Source organism: Streptomyces sp. B93, from assembly GCF_018070565.1.
Classification (GTDB): Bacteria; Actinomycetota; Actinomycetes; order Streptomycetales; family Streptomycetaceae; genus Streptomyces.
This window is the reverse complement of sequence record NZ_JAGPXL010000009.1, coordinates 1-16,672: the sequence shown is the minus strand read 5'-3', so window position 1 is coordinate 16,672 and position 16,672 is coordinate 1. Positions and strand designations below refer to the sequence as shown.

Here is a 16,672-nt window from a genome sequence, read left to right as displayed (position 1 = left end):
TGCGGCGGGACGCGGGCGGACTGCCGGGACGGCTGAGAATCGCCGCTGTACGGCCATTAGTCGACGGCGGAGTGCCAGGCCTGGGAGAGCAGCTTGCCCGCGTCGGGTGCGACGGTGCCGGGGGCGGTCAGACCGGCGAGGGCGGTCTGGCTGTTGTCGAGGGTCAGGCTGTTGGTCCCGGCCGGGGCGGGCAGCCCCGTCTTGGCGTTCACTGCGGCGTCGATCAGACCGAACAGGCCGAGGCCGCAGCCGGTGGCGCCGGGCACCGCGAAGGTGCTGTCGTTCTGGGTGGCCCCGGTGAGGTTGATGCGGGTCAGCTCCCCGTCGTCGGCGACCGTGCCGTCCCCGTCGAAGAAGGAGATGCCGAAGTCCGGGTAGGTGAGGTTCTTCGGGCGCAGCACGATCGGGTTGGACTTGCTGCCGATGTAGCAGTTGCCGCCGAGGATCGGGTTCTCCAGATGGATGCGGACCGGTATGGCGACGATCGTCTCGCCCGTGACGATGCCCGCCGTCTGGTTGAAGTCGTAGGGCGCGCCCACGGACTCCACGGTGGCGGTGATCTTGTTGAGGGTGCTGTTGCTGAGGGACTCGCAGATCTGGGTGATCGCCGGGATGTTGCTCGGGCACATCAGCCCCAGCAGACCGCCGGGCACGGTCGCGGAGTCCGCGATGAGCGCGCCGCCGGCCGGGGCCACGACGCTGCTGGTGCCGTCGGAGTTCTGGATGACGCCGATCTGGAGGTTGGTCCTGCCGGTCGTCACCGTGGTGTTGCCCAGTTTGATCGACCCGCTCGGCGAGGTCGAGACCACGCACTGCGGGGTCCTGGCGATGCCGTCCGCCGCCAGCATCGCCGGGGCGTCCACGGGACAGCGGGTGAACGGCGCCCACTCGCCGTTCGGCGCCGCCGCCGCGGTGGCGGTGCCGGTGGCGGCGAAGGCGACGAGCGCGGTGCCGAGCGCGGTGGCGGTGGTGACGGCTCTGGCGCCGGGAAAGGACCGGTTCATGGGGTGACCTTTCGTGAGAGGGGGGTTCGGCAAGGGGCTCAGCGTTGTGGAGCGGGAACCTGGAGGGGCTGGAGGTCCTCGGTGCACTCGGCCGGGTTGAACACCAGTGGCGCGCAGGTCTGCCCCTGGATCTGCTTGGTGTAGTTGCCGGGCCCGGAGACCGACGCCGTGAGCAGCGGGTCGAGGTCCTCGCCGCCGGTGCCGCAGCCGGTGAAGGCAGGGATGGTGAACTCGCCGGTCAGCGGGCCGCCGGAGGTCAGCTGATAGCCGACCACCGGCTCACCGGGCGGCATCTCGCCCCGGCCGTAGAGCACCATGTGGTCGCCGGGGAACTTGTCCGGCTCCGGGTCCGTGGAGCTGAGGGACGTCTCCGTCCGGCAGTCGGGCCCCACGTCCAGCGGCGTTCCGTTGACCTCCAGCGAGGTGACCCGCAGCACCACGGGCAGCCGGACGTAGGTGTCGAGGTAGGTGAAGAAGGTGCTGAAGTCCATGAAGCCGAGGGAGTCGACGGTCATCGGCCCGGTCTGCTCCAGGACCATGGTCGCCGTGGTCGGGGTGAAGCCGAAGGTCAGGAAGGTCGCCTCGAAGGCGCCGATGCGCCGCTCGCCCTCGGTGCTCAGTTCGCCCACCGCCTCGTTGATGATCAGGGCGCCGCTGCCGTCCGGCAGCATCTCGAAGTCCGACCTGGTCCGTTCGAGCAAGGAGCAGGTGAGCGGGATCACCGAGGCGCCGTCGAGCTTGCGCACGTTGGAGTAGCCGGTGATGTAGGCGTTCAGCGAGTCGGGGGTCGCCGGGCGCTGATCGTCGTACCGGCACGGCGGCGCCTGGGCGTCGGCCGGTGAGCCGCCGGGCGCGCTCTCGTCGATGGTGGGGGCACGGTCGCCCTGCCGCTCCGGCTCCTCGGGTGCCTGGGAGGCCGAGGGTGACGCGGACGGTGAGTCGCTCGGTGCCTCGGTGCCGGGGGAGGGCTCCGCCCCCACGGGTACGACGGCCAGTCGGCCACCGTCCGGCGCGTCCTCGGCGAGGGCGCAGTCCACGGTCAGCGCGGCGGGCTCGGTGGCGGTGCCGTCGGCGGTGGTCAGGGCCAGGTCGACGGCCAGTTTCCCGGCGGTGAGGGTGAGGTCGCCGTCGCGCCGCGCCGTCATCGAGGGCACGTCGCCCGTCGCGGTCAGCGTCAGCGGCCCGGACTCCGGCACGGGGGCGGGGGCGGCGGTGCCGCGCCAGGTGGCCTCGGCGGTGGCGTCGTGCTGGGCCACGCCGACGGTGAGCCGGGTCGCGGCCAGGGTGTCGGCGGCGCCCAGCGCGGTGAGGTCCGCCACCGCCTCCGGCGGCAGTTCGACGGTGGTGGTGACGTCAGCGGGCTGGACCGGCTCCCCGGCGGCGACCCGGTCGGGAAGCGTGGCGAGGACCCGTACCGTCGCGGGCCGGGGCCCGGAGGGGAGGTCGCACACATAGGGCAGCGCGGTGTCCACCTCCTGGGCGGACGCGGCCAGCGCACCGGCGGGGACGGTGGCGGCCAGCACGGTGAACGCGGCGATCGTCGCGCTCCGCGCCCGGGTGCGGGCGGGACGGGGACCTCTCATCTGGTGCTCCACTCGGTCGGTCGACGGTCGTGCGGGCCCGGACAGCCCACGTGTGCCCGGCCGGTGTCACCGGCCGGGCTGCTGTGCTTGACCCGTCGATCACGGAGGGTTGGAGCCGACCACGGTCGGGATGGTGCTGGTGCCCGCCACCTTGACCGCGTAGTTGCCCCGGAAGGTGGGCTTGGTGGCGTTGGTGACGAACGTGCCGCAGCCGGTGGCACCCGAGACGGACAGCTGCCCGCTGGTGCTGTTGACCGCGAGGATGCCGGTGGAGTTGGTGTACGTGCCGGCGGCCTGGCCCGTCACGGTGAACTTGCAGGTCCCGGCGGTCACGGCGGCCGTGATGTTGTCGACGTAGCCGGTGGTCACGCCGGTGGAGGCGTTGTAGTCGACCGCCTTGATGGTCCAGGGGGTCGTCGCCACGGTGGTCACGTTGCCCAGGACGCTGGTGCAGGGCGCGGTGACGGGGACGCCGAAGCTGATGCTGTTGATGCTGGCGACCGTGGCGGGGTTGCCGCTGGCGCTCTGCATCGTGCCGGACGCCGACGAGACCGTACACGTCATCGGGATGTTGGCGGTCATCACGACGTTTCCGACGTTGGTCGCCGTGAAGTTGGCCGGGGACGGGGTGACGGTCCACACGGTGGACGGCACCGCCGACGCCGGGGCGACGGCCATACCGAACGCGGCCGCACCCGCGCCCGCCACCACGGCTATTCTTCGCAGGGGTTTATTCATGGGTTCGGGACTCTCCTTGTGGATTGAGGGCAGAGGTCCACGGCCCGGAATTCCTCCGGCCGCGACCTCGACGTTACTTGCGGGAAACTTGGCCGAACAATGCCGCCGACCATGATTCTTTGCCGGTGCCCGAACATCTGTCCGTCGAGTGAGCGATCCGCGCTGTCCTTTAGTCAACGGGCTGCTAAGGCGGGCCTCCCGGCCGCCCGTCTTTGCGCTGGATGACAAAACCGGCGCCCGGTTTTGGTTGCCGGATGACAGGTTGCCGGTAGCCGGGCCGAAACTGTTGGAAAAGTCGGAACCCGGTCTTGCCTGGCGAGGTTACTCAGCCGTAGCGTGCCGGACACGTCGCTGTACTCGCTGGTGGGTGCACCGGAGAGCCCTTTTGGAGGTGATGTGGGAATCGAAGTGGCGGTCGAGGGACTGACCATGTCCTTCGGCAAGCAGACGATCTGGCAGGACGTGTCCCTCACCCTGCCGGCCGGAGAGGTCAGCGTCATGCTGGGCCCGTCCGGAACCGGAAAGACCGTATTCCTGAAATCGCTCATCGGGCTGCTCAAGCCCCAGCGCGGGCGCGTTCTCATCAATGGCGTCGACATGGTGAACAGTCCGGCGCGCGATATTTACGAGACCCGGAAAGTATTCGGGCTCATGTTTCAGGACGGGGCCCTTTTCGGGTCCATGTCCGTGTTCGACAACATCGCGTTCCCGCTGCGCGAGCACACCCGCAAGAAGGAGTCCGAGATCCGCCGCATCGTCATGGAGCGGATCGAGGTCGTCGGTCTGCTGGGTGCGGAGGGCAAGCTGCCCGGCGAGATCAGCGGCGGCATGCGCAAGCGGGCCGGTCTGGCGCGGGCGCTCGTCCTCGACCCGCAGATCATCCTCTGCGACGAGCCGGACTCGGGGCTCGACCCCGTGCGCACCGCCTACCTCTCGCAGCTGCTGATCGACCTCAACGCGCGCACCGACGCGACGATGCTGATCGTCACCCACAACCTCGACATCGCCGCCCGGGTCCCCGACAACATCGGCATGCTCTTCCGGCGCGAGCTGGTCACCTTCGGCCCCCGCGAGGTGCTGCTGACCAGCGAGGAGCCCGCGGTGGCGCAGTTCCTCGACGGGCGCCGCGAGGGCCCGATCGGCATGTCGGAGGAGAAGGACGCGGCCAGCCTGGCCGCCGAGGGGGTCGCTCCCGCCGACGCCGGGCCCCGGCCGATCGTCCCGCAGCTGGAGCCGTCCGAGGGCCTTCCCGCGCGCCGCGCCGTCACCCGGCGCCGTGAGCGTGTCATGGGCATGATCGACACCCTGCCGCCGTCCGCCCGCCGGGCCATCGAGCGCACCCACGCCACCGCGCCCACCCTGCCCCTGCCCTCCGCCGGGACCGGCACCTTCGGGAGCGGCGCATGATCACCGGTGCGCTGCGGGCGACCGGCGACCTGTTCGCGCTCACCGCCGAGGTCGGCCGCGCCGTCTTCCGACGGCCCTTCCAGTTCCGGGAGTTCATCGAGCAGTTCTGGTTCATCGCCAGCGTCACCATCCTGCCCGCCGCCCTCGTCTCCATCCCGTTCGGCGCCGTCATCGCCCTCCAGGTCGGCTCGCTCACTCAGCAGCTCGGCGCCCAGTCCTTCACCGGCGGCGCCAGCGTCCTCGCCGTAGTCCAGCAGGCCAGCCCGCTCATCGTCGCACTGCTGATCGCCGGGGCCGGCGGCTCCGCGATCTGCGCCGACCTCGGCTCCCGCAAGATCCGCGAGGAACTCGACGCCATGGAGGTCATGGGCGTCTCACCCGTGCAGCGGCTGGTCGTGCCCCGGGTGCTGGCCACCATGGGCGTCGCCGTCCTCCTCAACGGACTGGTCTCCGCCGTCGGCATCCTCGGCGGCTACTTCTTCAACGTCTTCCTGCACGACGGCACCCCCGGCGCCTACCTCTCCAGCTTCTCCTCCCTCGCCCAGCTGCCCGACCTCTACGTCAGCGAACTCAAGGCCCTGGTCTTCGGGTTCATCGCGGGCATCGTCGCCGCCCACCGCGGACTCAACCCGCGCGGCGGACCCAAGGGCGTCGGCGACGCCGTCAACCAGTCCGTCGTCATCACCTTCCTGCTGCTCTTCTTCGTCAACATGGTGATGACGGGTGTCTACCTCCAACTCGTACCGCCGAAGGGAGGCTGAGGCCGGTGGCCTCCCCGCTCGTCTGGCTGGACCGCTCCGGCGACCAGCTCCTCTTCTACACCCGCGCCCTGCTCTGGGTCCCGCGCACCCTGCACCGCTACCTCCGCGAGGTGCAACGCCTCCTCGCCGAAGTCGCGTTCGGCACCGGAGGCCTCGGAATCATCGGCGGCACCATCGGCGTGATGATCGCGATGACCCTGTTCACCGGCACCGTCGTCGGACTCCAGGGCTACGCCGCCCTCGACCAGATCGGCACCGCCGCCTTCACCGGGTTCGTCTCCGCCTACTTCAACACCCGCGAGATCGCCCCCCTGGTCGCCGGACTCGCCCTCTCCGCGACCGTCGGCGCGGGCTTCACCGCCCAGCTCGGCGCCATGCGCATCAACGAGGAGGTCGACGCCCTCGAGGGCATGGGCGTGCGCTCCATGCCCTACCTCGTCACCACCCGCATCATCGCCGGGGTCGTCGCCATCATCCCGCTCTACGCGATCGGGCTGCTCTCCTCCTACCTGGCCTCCCGCTATGTCACGGTCCTCTTCAACGGCCAGTCGTCGGGCACCTACGACCACTACTTCAACCTGTTCCTGTCGCCCACGGACGTCCTGCTCTCCGTACTGAAGGTGCTCATCTTCAGCGTGATGGTCATCGTCGCCCACTGCTACTACGGCTACCGCGCCACCTGCGGACCCGCCGGGGTCGGCGTCGCCGTGGGCCGGTCGGTGCGCAACGCCATCGTGCTGATCAGCGTCACCGACTTCTTCCTCTCCCTCGCCCTGTGGGGCGCCACCACGACCGTGAAGGTGGCGGGGTGAGATGAGCGGAGCACAAGGCGCCGTCCTGCGCCGCCGGTTCGCCGGACTGGTCTTCCTGCTGGTGCTCGCCCTGCTGGTGTGGCTGGCTGTCGCCGTCTACGACAAGAGGTTCACCGACTCCGCCGACGTGACCGTGGAGACCGGCAGCGTCGGCAACGAGATGCACCGCGGCGCCGAGGTGAAGCTGCGCGGCGTCGTCGTCGGAGAGGTCCGCGACATCGACGCCACCGGCACGGGCGCCCGGCTCACCCTCGCCCTCAAGCCGGGCGCCCTCGACGACATCCCCGCCGACGTCCGCGCGCAGATGCTGCCGACCACCCTGTTCGGCGAACGGTTCGTGGCCCTCGTACCCCCCGCGGGAACCTCCGGCGCGACGCTCAGCGCCGGGGCCGTCATCCCGCAGGACCGCTCCGCGAACGCCGTGGAACTCCAGCAGGTCCTCGACAACGTGCTGCCGACGCTCACCGCCGTGCAGCCGCAGAAGCTCGCCGCGACCCTCTCCGCGGTCTCCCAGGCGCTGGAGGGACGCGGCGACGACCTCGGCGCCACCCTCAGCCGGCTCGACGCGCACCTGCGGAAGTTCAACCCGCAGCTGCCGACCCTCAACCGCGACCTGAAAGAACTCGTGAAGGTCAGCCACCTCTACGCCGACGCCGCCCCCGAGGTGATCACCGCCCTCACCGACCTCACCACCACGACCGGCACCCTCGCCGAGAAGGACGACGACCTCGCGGCCACCCTCGGCGCCACCACCACGGCCGCCGAGGACACCACCGCCTTCCTGCGGCAGAACAAGGACAACATCATCCGGCTGTCCGCCGCCTCCCGCCCCACCCTGGAACTGCTCGCCGAGTACTCCTCCTCGTTCCCCTGCACCCTGCGCACCCTCGCCGAGCACGTCCCCGCCATGGACAAGGCGCTCGGCAAGGGCACCGACCGCCCCGGACTCCGCGTCGACCTCACCACCGTGACCTCCCGCGGCGCCTACCGCCCCGGCCGCGACACCCCGTCCTACGACGCCACCGGCGGCCCCCGCTGCTACCCCGTGCCCTATCTCGACGTCCCCGCGCGGCCCGCCGTACGCACCCCCGCCGACACCGGAGCCGAGCTCGGACCGGCCAACTCCCCGCAGGAGAACGACCTCGTCAACGAACTCCTCGCCCCCGCCACCGGACGGCAGCCCGCCGAACTGCCCGACTGGAGCAGCCTGCTCGCCGGTCCCGCCCTGCGCGGCGCGGAGGTGACCCTGCGATGACACCCCGCCGCGACCCGCACACCCGGCGCCGCCCGCTCACCGGGACCGTGCTCAAGTCCCTCGCCTTCCTGCTGGTCACCGCGCTCACCACCACCGTGCTCGCCCTGAGCATCGCGAACACCGGCGTCGGCGACGGCACCCGCACCTACCGGGCCCTGTTCACCGACGTCACCGGACTCGCCGACGGCGACAGCGTCCGCGTCTCCGGTGTCGAGGTCGGCGAGGTCACCGACGTACGCGTCGTCGACCGGCGCCTGGCGCAGGTCACCTTCACCGTCAGCGAGGACCGCACCCTGCCCCGCTCCACCACCGCCGCCGTGAAGTACCTCAACATGGTCGGCCAGCGCTACATCGCCCTCGACCGGGGCAGCGGCGACCTCACCGGCACCCTGCGCGGCGGCGACACCATCCCGCTGGAACGCACCGCCCCCGCACTCGACCTGACCCTGCTCTTCAACGGCTTCAAGCCGCTGTTCGAAGGCCTCGACCCGGAAGAGGTCAACGAACTCGCGGGCTCCATCGTGCGGGTCCTCCAGGGCGAGGGCGACACCGTCGACAGCCTGATCCGGCACATCGGCTCCCTCAGCACCACCGTCGCCGCCAAGGACGAGGTCATCGGCGAGGTCGTGAGCAACCTCAACACCGTCCTGACCACCCTCAACGACCGCGAGGCCGACTTCGACGGCCTCGTCGACACCCTCCAGAAACTCGTCACCGGCTTCGACGAGGACCGTGAACCCCTCGGCCGCGCCGTCGCCGCCATGGGCGACCTGACCACCGTCACCGCCGACCTCCTCGACGACGGACGCGAACCCCTCAAGCAGGACATCCGCGAACTCGGCCGCCTCTCCGGCAACCTCGGCGACGCCACCCCGCAGATAGAGAACTTCCTCGCCAAGACCCCCGCCAAGATGACCGCGCTGAGCCGCCTGTCGTCCTACGGCTCCTGGTTCAACCTCTACCTCTGCGAGGCCAAGGTGAGCGGAGTGACCACCTCCGACGGGTCCCGCCCGCCCACCGGCATCGCCGTCACCGAAGCGAGGTGCGGCGCATGAGACGCCTGAAACCCGTCCGCGAGCGCAACCCGGTCGGCGTCGCCGTCGTCGGCCTGCTCCTGCTGGCGTTCCTCACCGTCGCCGCCTACAACGCCGAACGGCTGCCTCTGATCGACGGCGGCACCACCTACACCGCCGACTTCTCCGAGGCCGCCGGACTCGACGACGGCGACGAGGTGCGCGTCGCCGGGGTCAAGGTCGGCGAGGTGACCGGCGTCGCCCTCGACGGCGACCGGGTCAAGGTCACCTTCGAGGTCGAGGACGCCTGGATCGGCGACCGGACCACCGCCGCCATCGCCATCAAGACCCTCCTCGGCGACAAGTACCTCGCCCTCGACCCGCTCGGCGCCGCCCGCCAGGACCCCGGCCGCCGCATCCCGCTCGCCCGCACCACCTCGCCGTACGACGTCACCCAGGCGTTCCAGGACCTCAGCGGAACCGTCGACGCCATCGACACCCGGCAGCTCGCGGAGAGCTTCCGGACCATCTCCGAGACCTTCGAGGACTCGCCCCCGCACGTCCGCAAGGCCGCCACCGGACTGTCCGACCTGTCCAAGTCCGTCTCCAAGCGGGACCAGGAGCTGTCCCGGCTGCTCAAGGGCAGCAACCAGTTCACCCGGACCCTTCAGGAACGCAAGTCCAGCTTCGAGACCCTCATCGAGGACGGCGGCTCCCTGCTCGGTGAACTCCAGGACCGCCGCGACGCCATCAACGCCCTGCTGGAGGGCAGCCGCGACCTCGGCACCGAACTCAGCGGCCTGGTCGCCGACAACGACAAACAGCTCAAACCCACCCTCAAGGCGCTCGGCCGGGTCACCAAGGTGCTCCAGAAGAACACCCGGCAGCTCGACCGCACCCTCGCCCTCGCCGGTCCCTACTACCGCCTGGTCGGCAACACCCTCGGCAACGGCCACTGGTTCGACAGCTACCTGTGCGGGGTCGTGCCCCGGAACTACCTGCCCGCCGGGTCCCAACCGGAGAGCGGATGCATACCGCCCAAGCAAGCGCCGGGAGGTGCCCGATGACCAGGCGCGGCAGACTCCTCGCGGCCGTGATCGCCCTCGCCGTGGTCGCCGCCGGACTGGCCGCGGTCCGTGCCCTCGACGACCAAGGCACCCGCCTGACCGCCTACTTCGACCGCGCCGTCGGCATCTACGCGGGCTCCGACCTGCGCATCCTCGGTGTCCGCGTCGGCGAGGTGACCTCCGTACGGCCGCAGGGCACCCGCGTGAGGGTCGGCCTGCGACTCGACGACGGCGTCCAGGTCCCCAAGGGCGCGCGGGCCGTGATCGTCGCGCCCAGCGTCGTCGCCGACCGGTTCGTCCAGCTCACCCCCGCCCACCGCTCCGGGCCCACCCTCGCCGACGGTGCCGTGCTGCCCGCCGCCCGCAACCGCACCCCCGTCGAGATCGACCAGCTCTACGCCTCCCTCACCGACCTCAGCCAGGCCCTCGGCCCCGACGGCGCCAACTCCACCGGCGCCCTGTCCGACCTGCTCAGCACCGGCGCCGCCAACCTCGACGGCAACGGCGAGGCCATCGGCGACAGCGTCGAACAGTTCGGCAAGGCCGCCCGGACCCTCGACGGCTCCAGCGACGACCTGTTCACCACCCTCGCCCAGCTCCAGGCCTTCACCACCATGCTCAAGGACAAGGACACCGACGTACGCACCGCGCAGGAACGCCTCGACACCGTCGTCTCCTTCTTCGCCGACAACAAGGACGACCTCGCGGGCGCCCTCGACGAACTCGGGACCGCCCTTGGCCAGGTGAAGACCTTCATCCAGGACAACCGGGGCGAACTCAAGGACAACGTCGAACGGCTCGTGCCCATCACCCGCACCCTCGTCGACCAGCGCGCCTCCCTCGCCGAGGCCCTCGACGTGGCTCCCCTGGCCGCCGGCAACCTCGTCGGCGCCTACGACCCCGGCACCGGCCGGATCGACGGCCGCACCAACCTCAACGAACTGAGCATGGGCGGCCCCCTGCTGCCGCTGCCGGTCGCCGGGGACGGCGCGACCACGGGGGAGGGACAGCGGTGAGAGACCTGCTCAGACGCGGGGCGCTGACCACCGGCGCCGGGCTCGGCGGACTGCTCGCCCTCGTCCTCGGCTTCGCCCTCGCCGTCGGCGCGTTCGCCGCCGGCGTCCCCCGCTTCGACGGCATCGAGGACCTGCCGCTGCCCGGCGGCGCCGACCTCGGGCGGAACCCGTACACCGTCACCGTGGAACTCGACGACGCCCTCAGCCTCGTCCCGCACGCCGCGGTCAAGGTCAACGACGTCGCCGTCGGCCGGGTCACCGGCATCGACCTCGGCGACGACTGGACCGCCCGCGTCACCGTCCAGGTCAACGGCGACGTCGTCCTCCCCGCCGACTCCGGGGCCAGGCTGGAACAGTCCAGCCTGCTCGGCGAGAAGTACGTCCAGCTGGTCGCCCCCGCCAAGACGACCACCGCCGGACCACTCGGCGACGGCGACGTCATCCCGCGCTCCCGCACCAACCGCAACACCGAGGTCGAGGAGGTCTTCGGCGCGCTGTCCCTGCTGCTCAACGGCGGCGGCGTCAACCAGCTCAAGACCATCACCCGGGAACTCAACACCGCCCTCGGCGGCCGGGAACCCGAGGTCCGCTCGATGCTCAGGCGGGTCGAGGAACTCGTCTCCGACCTCGACGAGCACCGCGGCGACATCACCGACGCCCTCGACGGCGTCAACCGGCTCTCCGCCACCCTCGCCGGACGCAAGGACGACGTGCACACCGTCCTCACCGGCCTCACCCCCGGCCTGAAGACCCTCCACGAACAGCGCGGTTCACTGCTCACCATGCTGCGCTCCCTGGACACCCTGTCCGGCGTCGCCGTCTCCACCGTCGACGCGAGCAAGGACGACATGATCGCCGACCTCAAGGCCATCGCCCCCACCCTGCGGGCCCTCGCGGACGCCGGAACCGATCTCCCCGACTCCCTGGAAGTGCTGTTGACCTACCCGTTCACCGACGAGGTGCTGCGCGGGGTCAAGGGCGACTACCTCAACGTGTACCTCGACCTCACCGCCGCCCCCGGCACCCAGGTCATCCCACCGCTGGTGCCGTCCGGCACGCCCACCGACGCGACGACGAAGGCGGACTCGAAGTCGGCGCCCCTGCCGCTGCCGTCCACGACCACGACCACGGCCGGAGGGAACACGGAATGATCACCCTCGCCATCCGTCTGAAGAACCTCGCCTTCCTCGTGATCGCCGTCCTCGTCCTCGGCTTCGTCGGCATCCGCTACGCCGACCTCGGCCGCCACGTCGGCATCTCCGACCACTACACCGTCCGCGTCGAACTCCCCACCACGGGCGGCCTGTTCACCCACTCCGACGTCACCTACCGGGGCGTCTCCGTCGGCCGCGTCGGACCCATCGACCTCACCGAGGCCGGCGTCGTCGCCGAACTGCGCATCAAGAAGTCCGCCCCGCGCATCCCCGCCGACACCCAGGCCGTGGTCGCCGGGCTCTCCGCCGTCGGCGAGCAGTACATCGACCTGCGCCCGCACGGCGACGACGGCCCCTACCTCACCGACGGCTCCCGCATCGAACAACCCGACACCGAGGTCCCCGCCCCCGTCACCGACGTCCTCACCAGCGTCGACAACCTCAGCAAGTCCGTGCCCCTGGAAGACCTGCGCACCGTCGTCGACGAACTCGGCAAGGCCTTCGAGGGCCACGGCGACGACCTCCAGGTGCTCCTCGACAGCGGCAGCGACTTCGTCGCCGCGGCCGACCGGGCGCTGCCCGCCACCACCCGCCTCCTCACCGACGGCGAGACCGTGCTGCGCACCCAGGCCGAGGAGGCCGACGCCATCCGCGGCTTCGCCGACGGAGCCGAGGAACTCGCCCGCACCCTCAAGGGCTCCGACGCCGACCTGCGCCGCCTGCTCACCGTCGCCCCCGACGCCGCCACCCAGATCAGCGGCCTGCTGCGGGACGTCGACCCCAGCCTCGGCGTCGTCCTCGCCAACCTGCTCACCACCTCCGAGGTCGCCGTCACCCGCCAACGCGGCCTGGAGGAACTCCTCGTCACCTACCCCGCGGCCATCTCCGCCGGAGCCACCGCCGTCGACGGCGGCAAGCTCAACCTGGGCCTCGCCGTCACCTTCTTCGACCCGCTGCCCTGCACCAGCGGCTACGAGGCCACCCGCTACCGCAACGGCCTCGACCTCGGCACCACCCCCGCCCTCAACACCGGCGCCGCCTGCACCGCACCGGCCGCCAGCGGCGTCAACGTACGGGGTTCCGCGCACGCCCCCCGCGGCGGTCCGGTCCCCGAACCCGCCAGGCCCGGCTCCCTGCCGTCCGGCAGCGCGACCTCCGGCGGCGGTCCCGAGGCCACCCGACTGCCGGGCGCGCTGGCCCTCCCGGACACCGGCGACAGCACCCGGCCGCCCACCCTCGCGGACCTCCTCTACCCGGCACCGGAGGACCCCCGATCCCCGGAGGACTCCCGATCCCCGGAGGACCCCCGATGAACCGCACCCGCCTGCTCACCACCGCCGCCCTCACCCTCGCGCTCGGCTTCTGCGGCACCGGCGCCTGGACCTACGCCCAGGCCCGCGCCGACGATGCCCTCGCCTACGGCCGCGCCCGTGACGACGCCCTCGCCGACGGGCGCGCCCACCTCGCCGTCCTCCACACCCTCGACGCCTCGTCCCGGCAGTCCGCCCAGGCGGGCATCCGCGCCTGGCGCGCCGCCGCGACCGGCCCCCTGCGCGACGAACTGGGCCGCACCGAGGCCAAGGCGGGCGCCTCCGCCCGCGGCGTCGTCACCGAGGCGGCCGTCACCGCGCTCGACGAACGCGCGGGCACCGCCAAGCTCATCGCGACGGTCCGGGTGGAGGTCACCCGCCCCGGCGCCAAGTCCCCGACCACGGACCGCAAACGCCTGGAGGCCGTCCTCGCCCGCACCTCCGGGGGCGACTGGAAGGTGAAGGCGCTGAGCGCGGTACCGCTGGCGCGGGCGGTGGAAGGGGGCGAGGACGAATGACACGGCTGTCGCTGAGAATGCGGCTGCGGGACGCGGTGGACGCACCGGACGCACCCGATGAGCCGGACGCACCCGACGCACCCGACGCACGGGACGCGCCAGACGCACCGGACGCGCCGGACGGGCAGTCCACCGAGGACGCCCAAGCCGTGAGCCCGGCCGACGAGGACCCGCTCCCCCCCGACCCTGCCGACGGGGCAGGTACCACCACCCCCCGCCCCTGGCTACGCCACACCCTCACCGCCCTGGTCTGCACCGCCCTCCTCCTCACCGGCTCCGGTTTCCTGTACGCCGCCCACGGCCTGCGCTCGGACCCCTCCGCCGAGAACCGGGCGCTGACCGACGCGGAGGCGACCACCAAGGTCGCCGGGGACGTCGGCAACGCCCTCGCGCGGATCTTCTCGTACACCCCGGAGGGCCTCGCGGCGACCGAGCGCTCGGCGGACGCCGTGCTCGCCGGGAAGGCGGCCCGGCAGTACGCCGAACTGATCGACCGCATCCGTGAGGACATCACCCAGCAGGGCGTCACCCTGAGCACGCAGCCCGTCCGCACGGGCGTACTCGAACTCGACGGCGACCAGGCCCGGCTGCTCGTCTTCCTCGACCAGATCTCCCGCCGCGGCACCGACCGCCCCACCTCCGTCGCGGCCCAGCTCACGGTCACCGCGCGGTGGGAGCGGGACCAGTGGCGCATCGTCGACATCAGGGCCCGCTGACCGTGCCCGGGACAGGAGAGCACCCCATGCGCCCCATGCGGCTCACCACACGCGCGGTGACGGCCATCGCCCTCGCGCTCACCCTCGTCGCGGGCGGCTTCGCCGCCTGGGCGGGCTGGAGCTGGTACGACGCGGCCCACGACGACTCCGCGGCGTACGCCGAACAGCGCGACCGGGCGCTGGCGGCCGGGGAACAGGCCGTCCAGAACCTCAACACCCTCGACCACCGCGACCTCGACCGCGGCCTGGACCTGTGGGAGTCCTCCACGACCGGTGAACTCCACGACCAACTGGTCGACGGGCGGACCGAGTTCGCGGCGCAGGTGAAGGAGGCGAAGACGGTCACCACGGCCAAGGTGCTGTCCGGCGCCGTCACCGAACTCGACGACCGGGCGGGCCGCGCCCGGGTGCTCGTCGCGCTGCGGGTGACGGTGCGGACGCCCGGCGAGGCGAGCACCGACAAGGACAGCCGACTGCTCGGCGAACTCACCCGCACGGACGGCCGATGGAAGCTCAGCGCCCTGGGGCAGGCCCCCGTCGGCGGCACCCCGGCCGGCTGACCCGGCGGCACGAGAGGACGACAGACACCATGCCGACGACCACCCGTCACCACATCAACAGCCGACGCCGCCGCCAGGCCCGCGAGACCACCCGCACCCAGCCGCCGCCCCGCCGTGCCGACCGCACGGTCCGCCGCCCCGCCCCCGTCGAGACGGCACTCCGCCAGGCGCCGCCCGCGCGCCGCCCCCTGCCGGCGGCGCTGCTCTGCCTGCTCATCCTCCTCCTCGGCGGCTTCGCGGGCTGGGCGCACGCCCGCGCCGACGCCCTGCGCGACGACCCGGCCGCCCGCAACACCGCCCTCACCGACATCGCCCGCACCAGCGAGATCAAGGGCCAGACCGCCAAGGCCGTAGCCGCGCTCTTCTCCTACGACCACGCCGACCCCGCCGCCTTCGAGAAGGCCGCCGCGCAGCTGCTGACCGGCAGGGCCGTCGAACAGCACCGCACACTCCTCGCCGACGTCCGCGCCGGTGCGCAGGAGCAGAAGGCGGTGATCACCACCACGGTCACGGAGAGCGCGGTCGAACGCATCGACGGCGACCGGGCCCGCGTGCTGGTCTTCGCCGACCAGAGCAGCGTCAGCACCGCCGGGACGAAGACCACCGACACCGCCGACGAGGGAACGTACGCCGGGGCGATGCTCGCCGTGGACGTCGTACGACGCGACGGCCGCTGGCTGGTCTCCGGCATCGACACCTTCGGCCGCTGACAACCGACCCCGCCCCCTCCGCCCCCAGGGATGTGACCAGCCATGCCCGTACCCCGCGCCCGACGTCCGCGCGCCCGTACCCGGCAGGGTCTGCGGACCACCGCCGTCGCCGTGGCCGCGGTCGCCGCCCTCACCGCGTCCCAGGCCCCGGGCCTGCCCGGCCCGGAGCACGGCTTACCGGCGGCCGACGACGACACCCGCGCCGCCACCCCGGCCCCGGACGTCCCGTACGCCGAACTCGACCCGCCCGGCGACGCCTCGTACCACACCGAACTCCCGCCCCTGGTCACCCCGGACCTGCCACCCCGCCCCCCGCAGGCCGAGCGCATCCGGGCCGAGTCCGGCATCCCCGGAACCGTGCTGCGCGCCTACCGCGCGGCCGAGAGGTCCGTCGCCCGTACCGACCCGGGCTGCGCGCTGCCCTGGGAACTGCTCGCCGCGATCGGCAAGGTGGAGTCCGGCCAGGCGCGCGGCGGCGCGGTCGACCGGCACGGCACCACCCTGGGCCGGATCACCGGCCCCGCCCTCGACGGCAACGGCTTCGCGCTGATCCTCGACACCGACGGAGGCGTCCACGACGGTGACACGGTGTACGACCGGGCGGTGGGCCCGATGCAGTTCCTGCCCTCCACCTGGGCCCGCTGGGGCACCGACGGCAACGGCGACGGCCGCGCCGACCCCAACAACATCTTCGACGCCGCCCTGGCCGCCGGACACTACCTGTGCGCGGGCGACCGCGACCTGAACCGCGCGGCGGACCTGGACCGCGCCATCCTCAGCTACAACCACTCGCACTCCTATCTCCGGCTGGTCCGCCACTGGCTGGACTTCTACCGCAGTGGTGTGCACCCGGTGCCCGACGGCGAGGGCGTCATCCCGCGGTCCCCCGGCGCCGGGGGAGACACCCCGGCGACCAAGCCGGTAGACGAGGGCGACGGCAACGGCGGTAACGGTGGCGACGGCGGCAAGGACGGCGGCGGCATCGTCATCGGCCCCGACCCCACCCCGACCGGCCCCAAGCCCCCGACCCCCTCCCGCACCCCCACAC

At 72.1% G+C, this 16,672-nt stretch carries 17 protein-coding genes; 14 read left to right on the top strand and 3 right to left on the bottom strand.

Translation table 11 applies throughout. The features are described 5' to 3' along the window. Positions 1-56 precede the first annotated feature (56 nt). The 3 genes from KBY47_RS11200 to KBY47_RS11190 form a co-directional block, all read right to left on the bottom strand. Positions 57-1,004 (bottom strand): hypothetical protein, encoded by a 948-nt coding sequence (locus tag KBY47_RS11200; RefSeq protein ID WP_210920886.1) that lies wholly within the window; start codon positions 1,002-1,004, stop codon positions 57-59. 38 nt (positions 1,005-1,042) lie between these two features. Next, complete coding sequence (locus KBY47_RS11195; protein WP_210920885.1) at positions 1,043-2,587, bottom strand: DUF6801 domain-containing protein; 1,545 nt, start codon at positions 2,585-2,587, stop codon at positions 1,043-1,045. A gap of 99 nt (positions 2,588-2,686) precedes the next feature. After that, on the bottom strand, positions 2,687-3,325 hold the full coding sequence (locus KBY47_RS11190) for a hypothetical protein (RefSeq protein WP_210920884.1): 639 nt from the start codon (positions 3,323-3,325) through the stop codon (positions 2,687-2,689). Between the two features lie 396 nt (positions 3,326-3,721). Between KBY47_RS11190 and KBY47_RS11185 the strand changes: the two genes are divergently transcribed. The 14 genes from KBY47_RS11185 to KBY47_RS11120 all read left to right on the top strand — a co-directional run. Next, entirely contained in the window at positions 3,722-4,732 is a 1,011-nt protein-coding gene (locus KBY47_RS11185; protein WP_210920883.1) for an ABC transporter ATP-binding protein, read from the top strand. Then, positions 4,729-5,493: an ABC transporter permease gene (locus KBY47_RS11180; RefSeq protein WP_210920882.1), complete on the top strand. Its 765-nt coding sequence runs from the start codon at positions 4,729-4,731 to the stop codon at positions 5,491-5,493. Before KBY47_RS11185 ends, KBY47_RS11180 begins: the two co-directional genes overlap by 4 nt. Positions 5,494-5,498: 5 nt before the next feature. Continuing rightward, on the top strand, positions 5,499-6,305 hold the full coding sequence (locus KBY47_RS11175) for an ABC transporter permease (protein ID WP_210920881.1): 807 nt from the start codon (positions 5,499-5,501) through the stop codon (positions 6,303-6,305). 1 nt (position 6,306) lies between these two features. After that, on the top strand, positions 6,307-7,560 hold the full coding sequence (locus KBY47_RS11170; protein ID WP_210920880.1) for an MCE family protein: 1,254 nt from the start codon (positions 6,307-6,309) through the stop codon (positions 7,558-7,560). Next, on the top strand, positions 7,557-8,615 hold the full coding sequence (locus KBY47_RS11165) for an MCE family protein (RefSeq protein WP_210920879.1): 1,059 nt from the start codon (positions 7,557-7,559) through the stop codon (positions 8,613-8,615). Before KBY47_RS11170 ends, KBY47_RS11165 begins: the two co-directional genes overlap by 4 nt. After that, positions 8,612-9,640 (top strand): MCE family protein, encoded by a 1,029-nt coding sequence (locus tag KBY47_RS11160; protein WP_210920878.1) that lies wholly within the window; start codon positions 8,612-8,614, stop codon positions 9,638-9,640. The genes KBY47_RS11165 and KBY47_RS11160 overlap by 4 nt, the downstream gene beginning before the upstream one ends. Then, on the top strand, positions 9,637-10,656 hold the full coding sequence (locus KBY47_RS11155) for an MCE family protein (RefSeq protein WP_210920877.1): 1,020 nt from the start codon (positions 9,637-9,639) through the stop codon (positions 10,654-10,656). Before KBY47_RS11160 ends, KBY47_RS11155 begins: the two co-directional genes overlap by 4 nt. Then, complete coding sequence (locus KBY47_RS11150; protein ID WP_308405123.1) at positions 10,653-11,807, top strand: MCE family protein; 1,155 nt, start codon at positions 10,653-10,655, stop codon at positions 11,805-11,807. The genes KBY47_RS11155 and KBY47_RS11150 overlap by 4 nt, the downstream gene beginning before the upstream one ends. After that, the gene (locus tag KBY47_RS11145; RefSeq protein WP_210920876.1) at positions 11,804-13,123 is read left to right on the top strand and encodes an MlaD family protein; all 1,320 of its coding nucleotides are present in this window, start codon (positions 11,804-11,806) and stop codon (positions 13,121-13,123) included. The genes KBY47_RS11150 and KBY47_RS11145 overlap by 4 nt, the downstream gene beginning before the upstream one ends. Then, a complete protein-coding gene (locus KBY47_RS11140) occupies positions 13,120-13,638 on the top strand; it encodes a hypothetical protein (RefSeq protein WP_210920875.1) in 519 nt (172 codons plus the stop codon). Before KBY47_RS11145 ends, KBY47_RS11140 begins: the two co-directional genes overlap by 4 nt. Continuing rightward, complete coding sequence (locus KBY47_RS11135) at positions 13,635-14,354, top strand: hypothetical protein (RefSeq protein WP_247694536.1); 720 nt, start codon at positions 13,635-13,637, stop codon at positions 14,352-14,354. Before KBY47_RS11140 ends, KBY47_RS11135 begins: the two co-directional genes overlap by 4 nt. A 26-nt stretch (positions 14,355-14,380) precedes the next feature. After that, entirely contained in the window at positions 14,381-14,914 is a 534-nt protein-coding gene (locus KBY47_RS11130; protein WP_210920874.1) for a nuclear transport factor 2 family protein, read from the top strand. A gap of 29 nt (positions 14,915-14,943) precedes the next feature. After that, entirely contained in the window at positions 14,944-15,624 is a 681-nt protein-coding gene (locus tag KBY47_RS11125; protein ID WP_210920873.1) for a hypothetical protein, read from the top strand. A gap of 42 nt (positions 15,625-15,666) precedes the next feature. Beyond that, the coding region (locus KBY47_RS11120) for a lytic transglycosylase domain-containing protein (protein WP_210920872.1) at positions 15,667-16,672 on the top strand (1,006 nt) is incomplete at its 3' end.

Coding starts and splice junctions, on each gene's coding strand:
- KBY47_RS11170 (WP_210920880.1), top strand. CDS start 6,307: ATGAGCGGAGCACAAGGCGCCGTCCTGCGCCGCCGGTTCGCCGGACTG.
- KBY47_RS11195 (WP_210920885.1), bottom strand. CDS start 2,587: ATGAGAGGTCCCCGTCCCGCCCGCACCCGGGCGCGGAGCGCGACGATC.
- KBY47_RS11190 (WP_210920884.1), bottom strand. CDS start 3,325: ATGAATAAACCCCTGCGAAGAATAGCCGTGGTGGCGGGCGCGGGTGCG.
- KBY47_RS11130 (WP_210920874.1), top strand. CDS start 14,381: ATGCGCCCCATGCGGCTCACCACACGCGCGGTGACGGCCATCGCCCTC.
- KBY47_RS11125 (WP_210920873.1), top strand. CDS start 14,944: ATGCCGACGACCACCCGTCACCACATCAACAGCCGACGCCGCCGCCAG.
- KBY47_RS11180 (WP_210920882.1), top strand. CDS start 4,729: ATGATCACCGGTGCGCTGCGGGCGACCGGCGACCTGTTCGCGCTCACC.
- KBY47_RS11165 (WP_210920879.1), top strand. CDS start 7,557: ATGACACCCCGCCGCGACCCGCACACCCGGCGCCGCCCGCTCACCGGG.
- KBY47_RS11140 (WP_210920875.1), top strand. CDS start 13,120: ATGAACCGCACCCGCCTGCTCACCACCGCCGCCCTCACCCTCGCGCTC.
- KBY47_RS11200 (WP_210920886.1), bottom strand. CDS start 1,004: ATGAACCGGTCCTTTCCCGGCGCCAGAGCCGTCACCACCGCCACCGCG.
- KBY47_RS11135 (WP_247694536.1), top strand. CDS start 13,635: ATGACACGGCTGTCGCTGAGAATGCGGCTGCGGGACGCGGTGGACGCA.
- KBY47_RS11155 (WP_210920877.1), top strand. CDS start 9,637: ATGACCAGGCGCGGCAGACTCCTCGCGGCCGTGATCGCCCTCGCCGTG.
- KBY47_RS11160 (WP_210920878.1), top strand. CDS start 8,612: ATGAGACGCCTGAAACCCGTCCGCGAGCGCAACCCGGTCGGCGTCGCC.
- KBY47_RS11145 (WP_210920876.1), top strand. CDS start 11,804: ATGATCACCCTCGCCATCCGTCTGAAGAACCTCGCCTTCCTCGTGATC.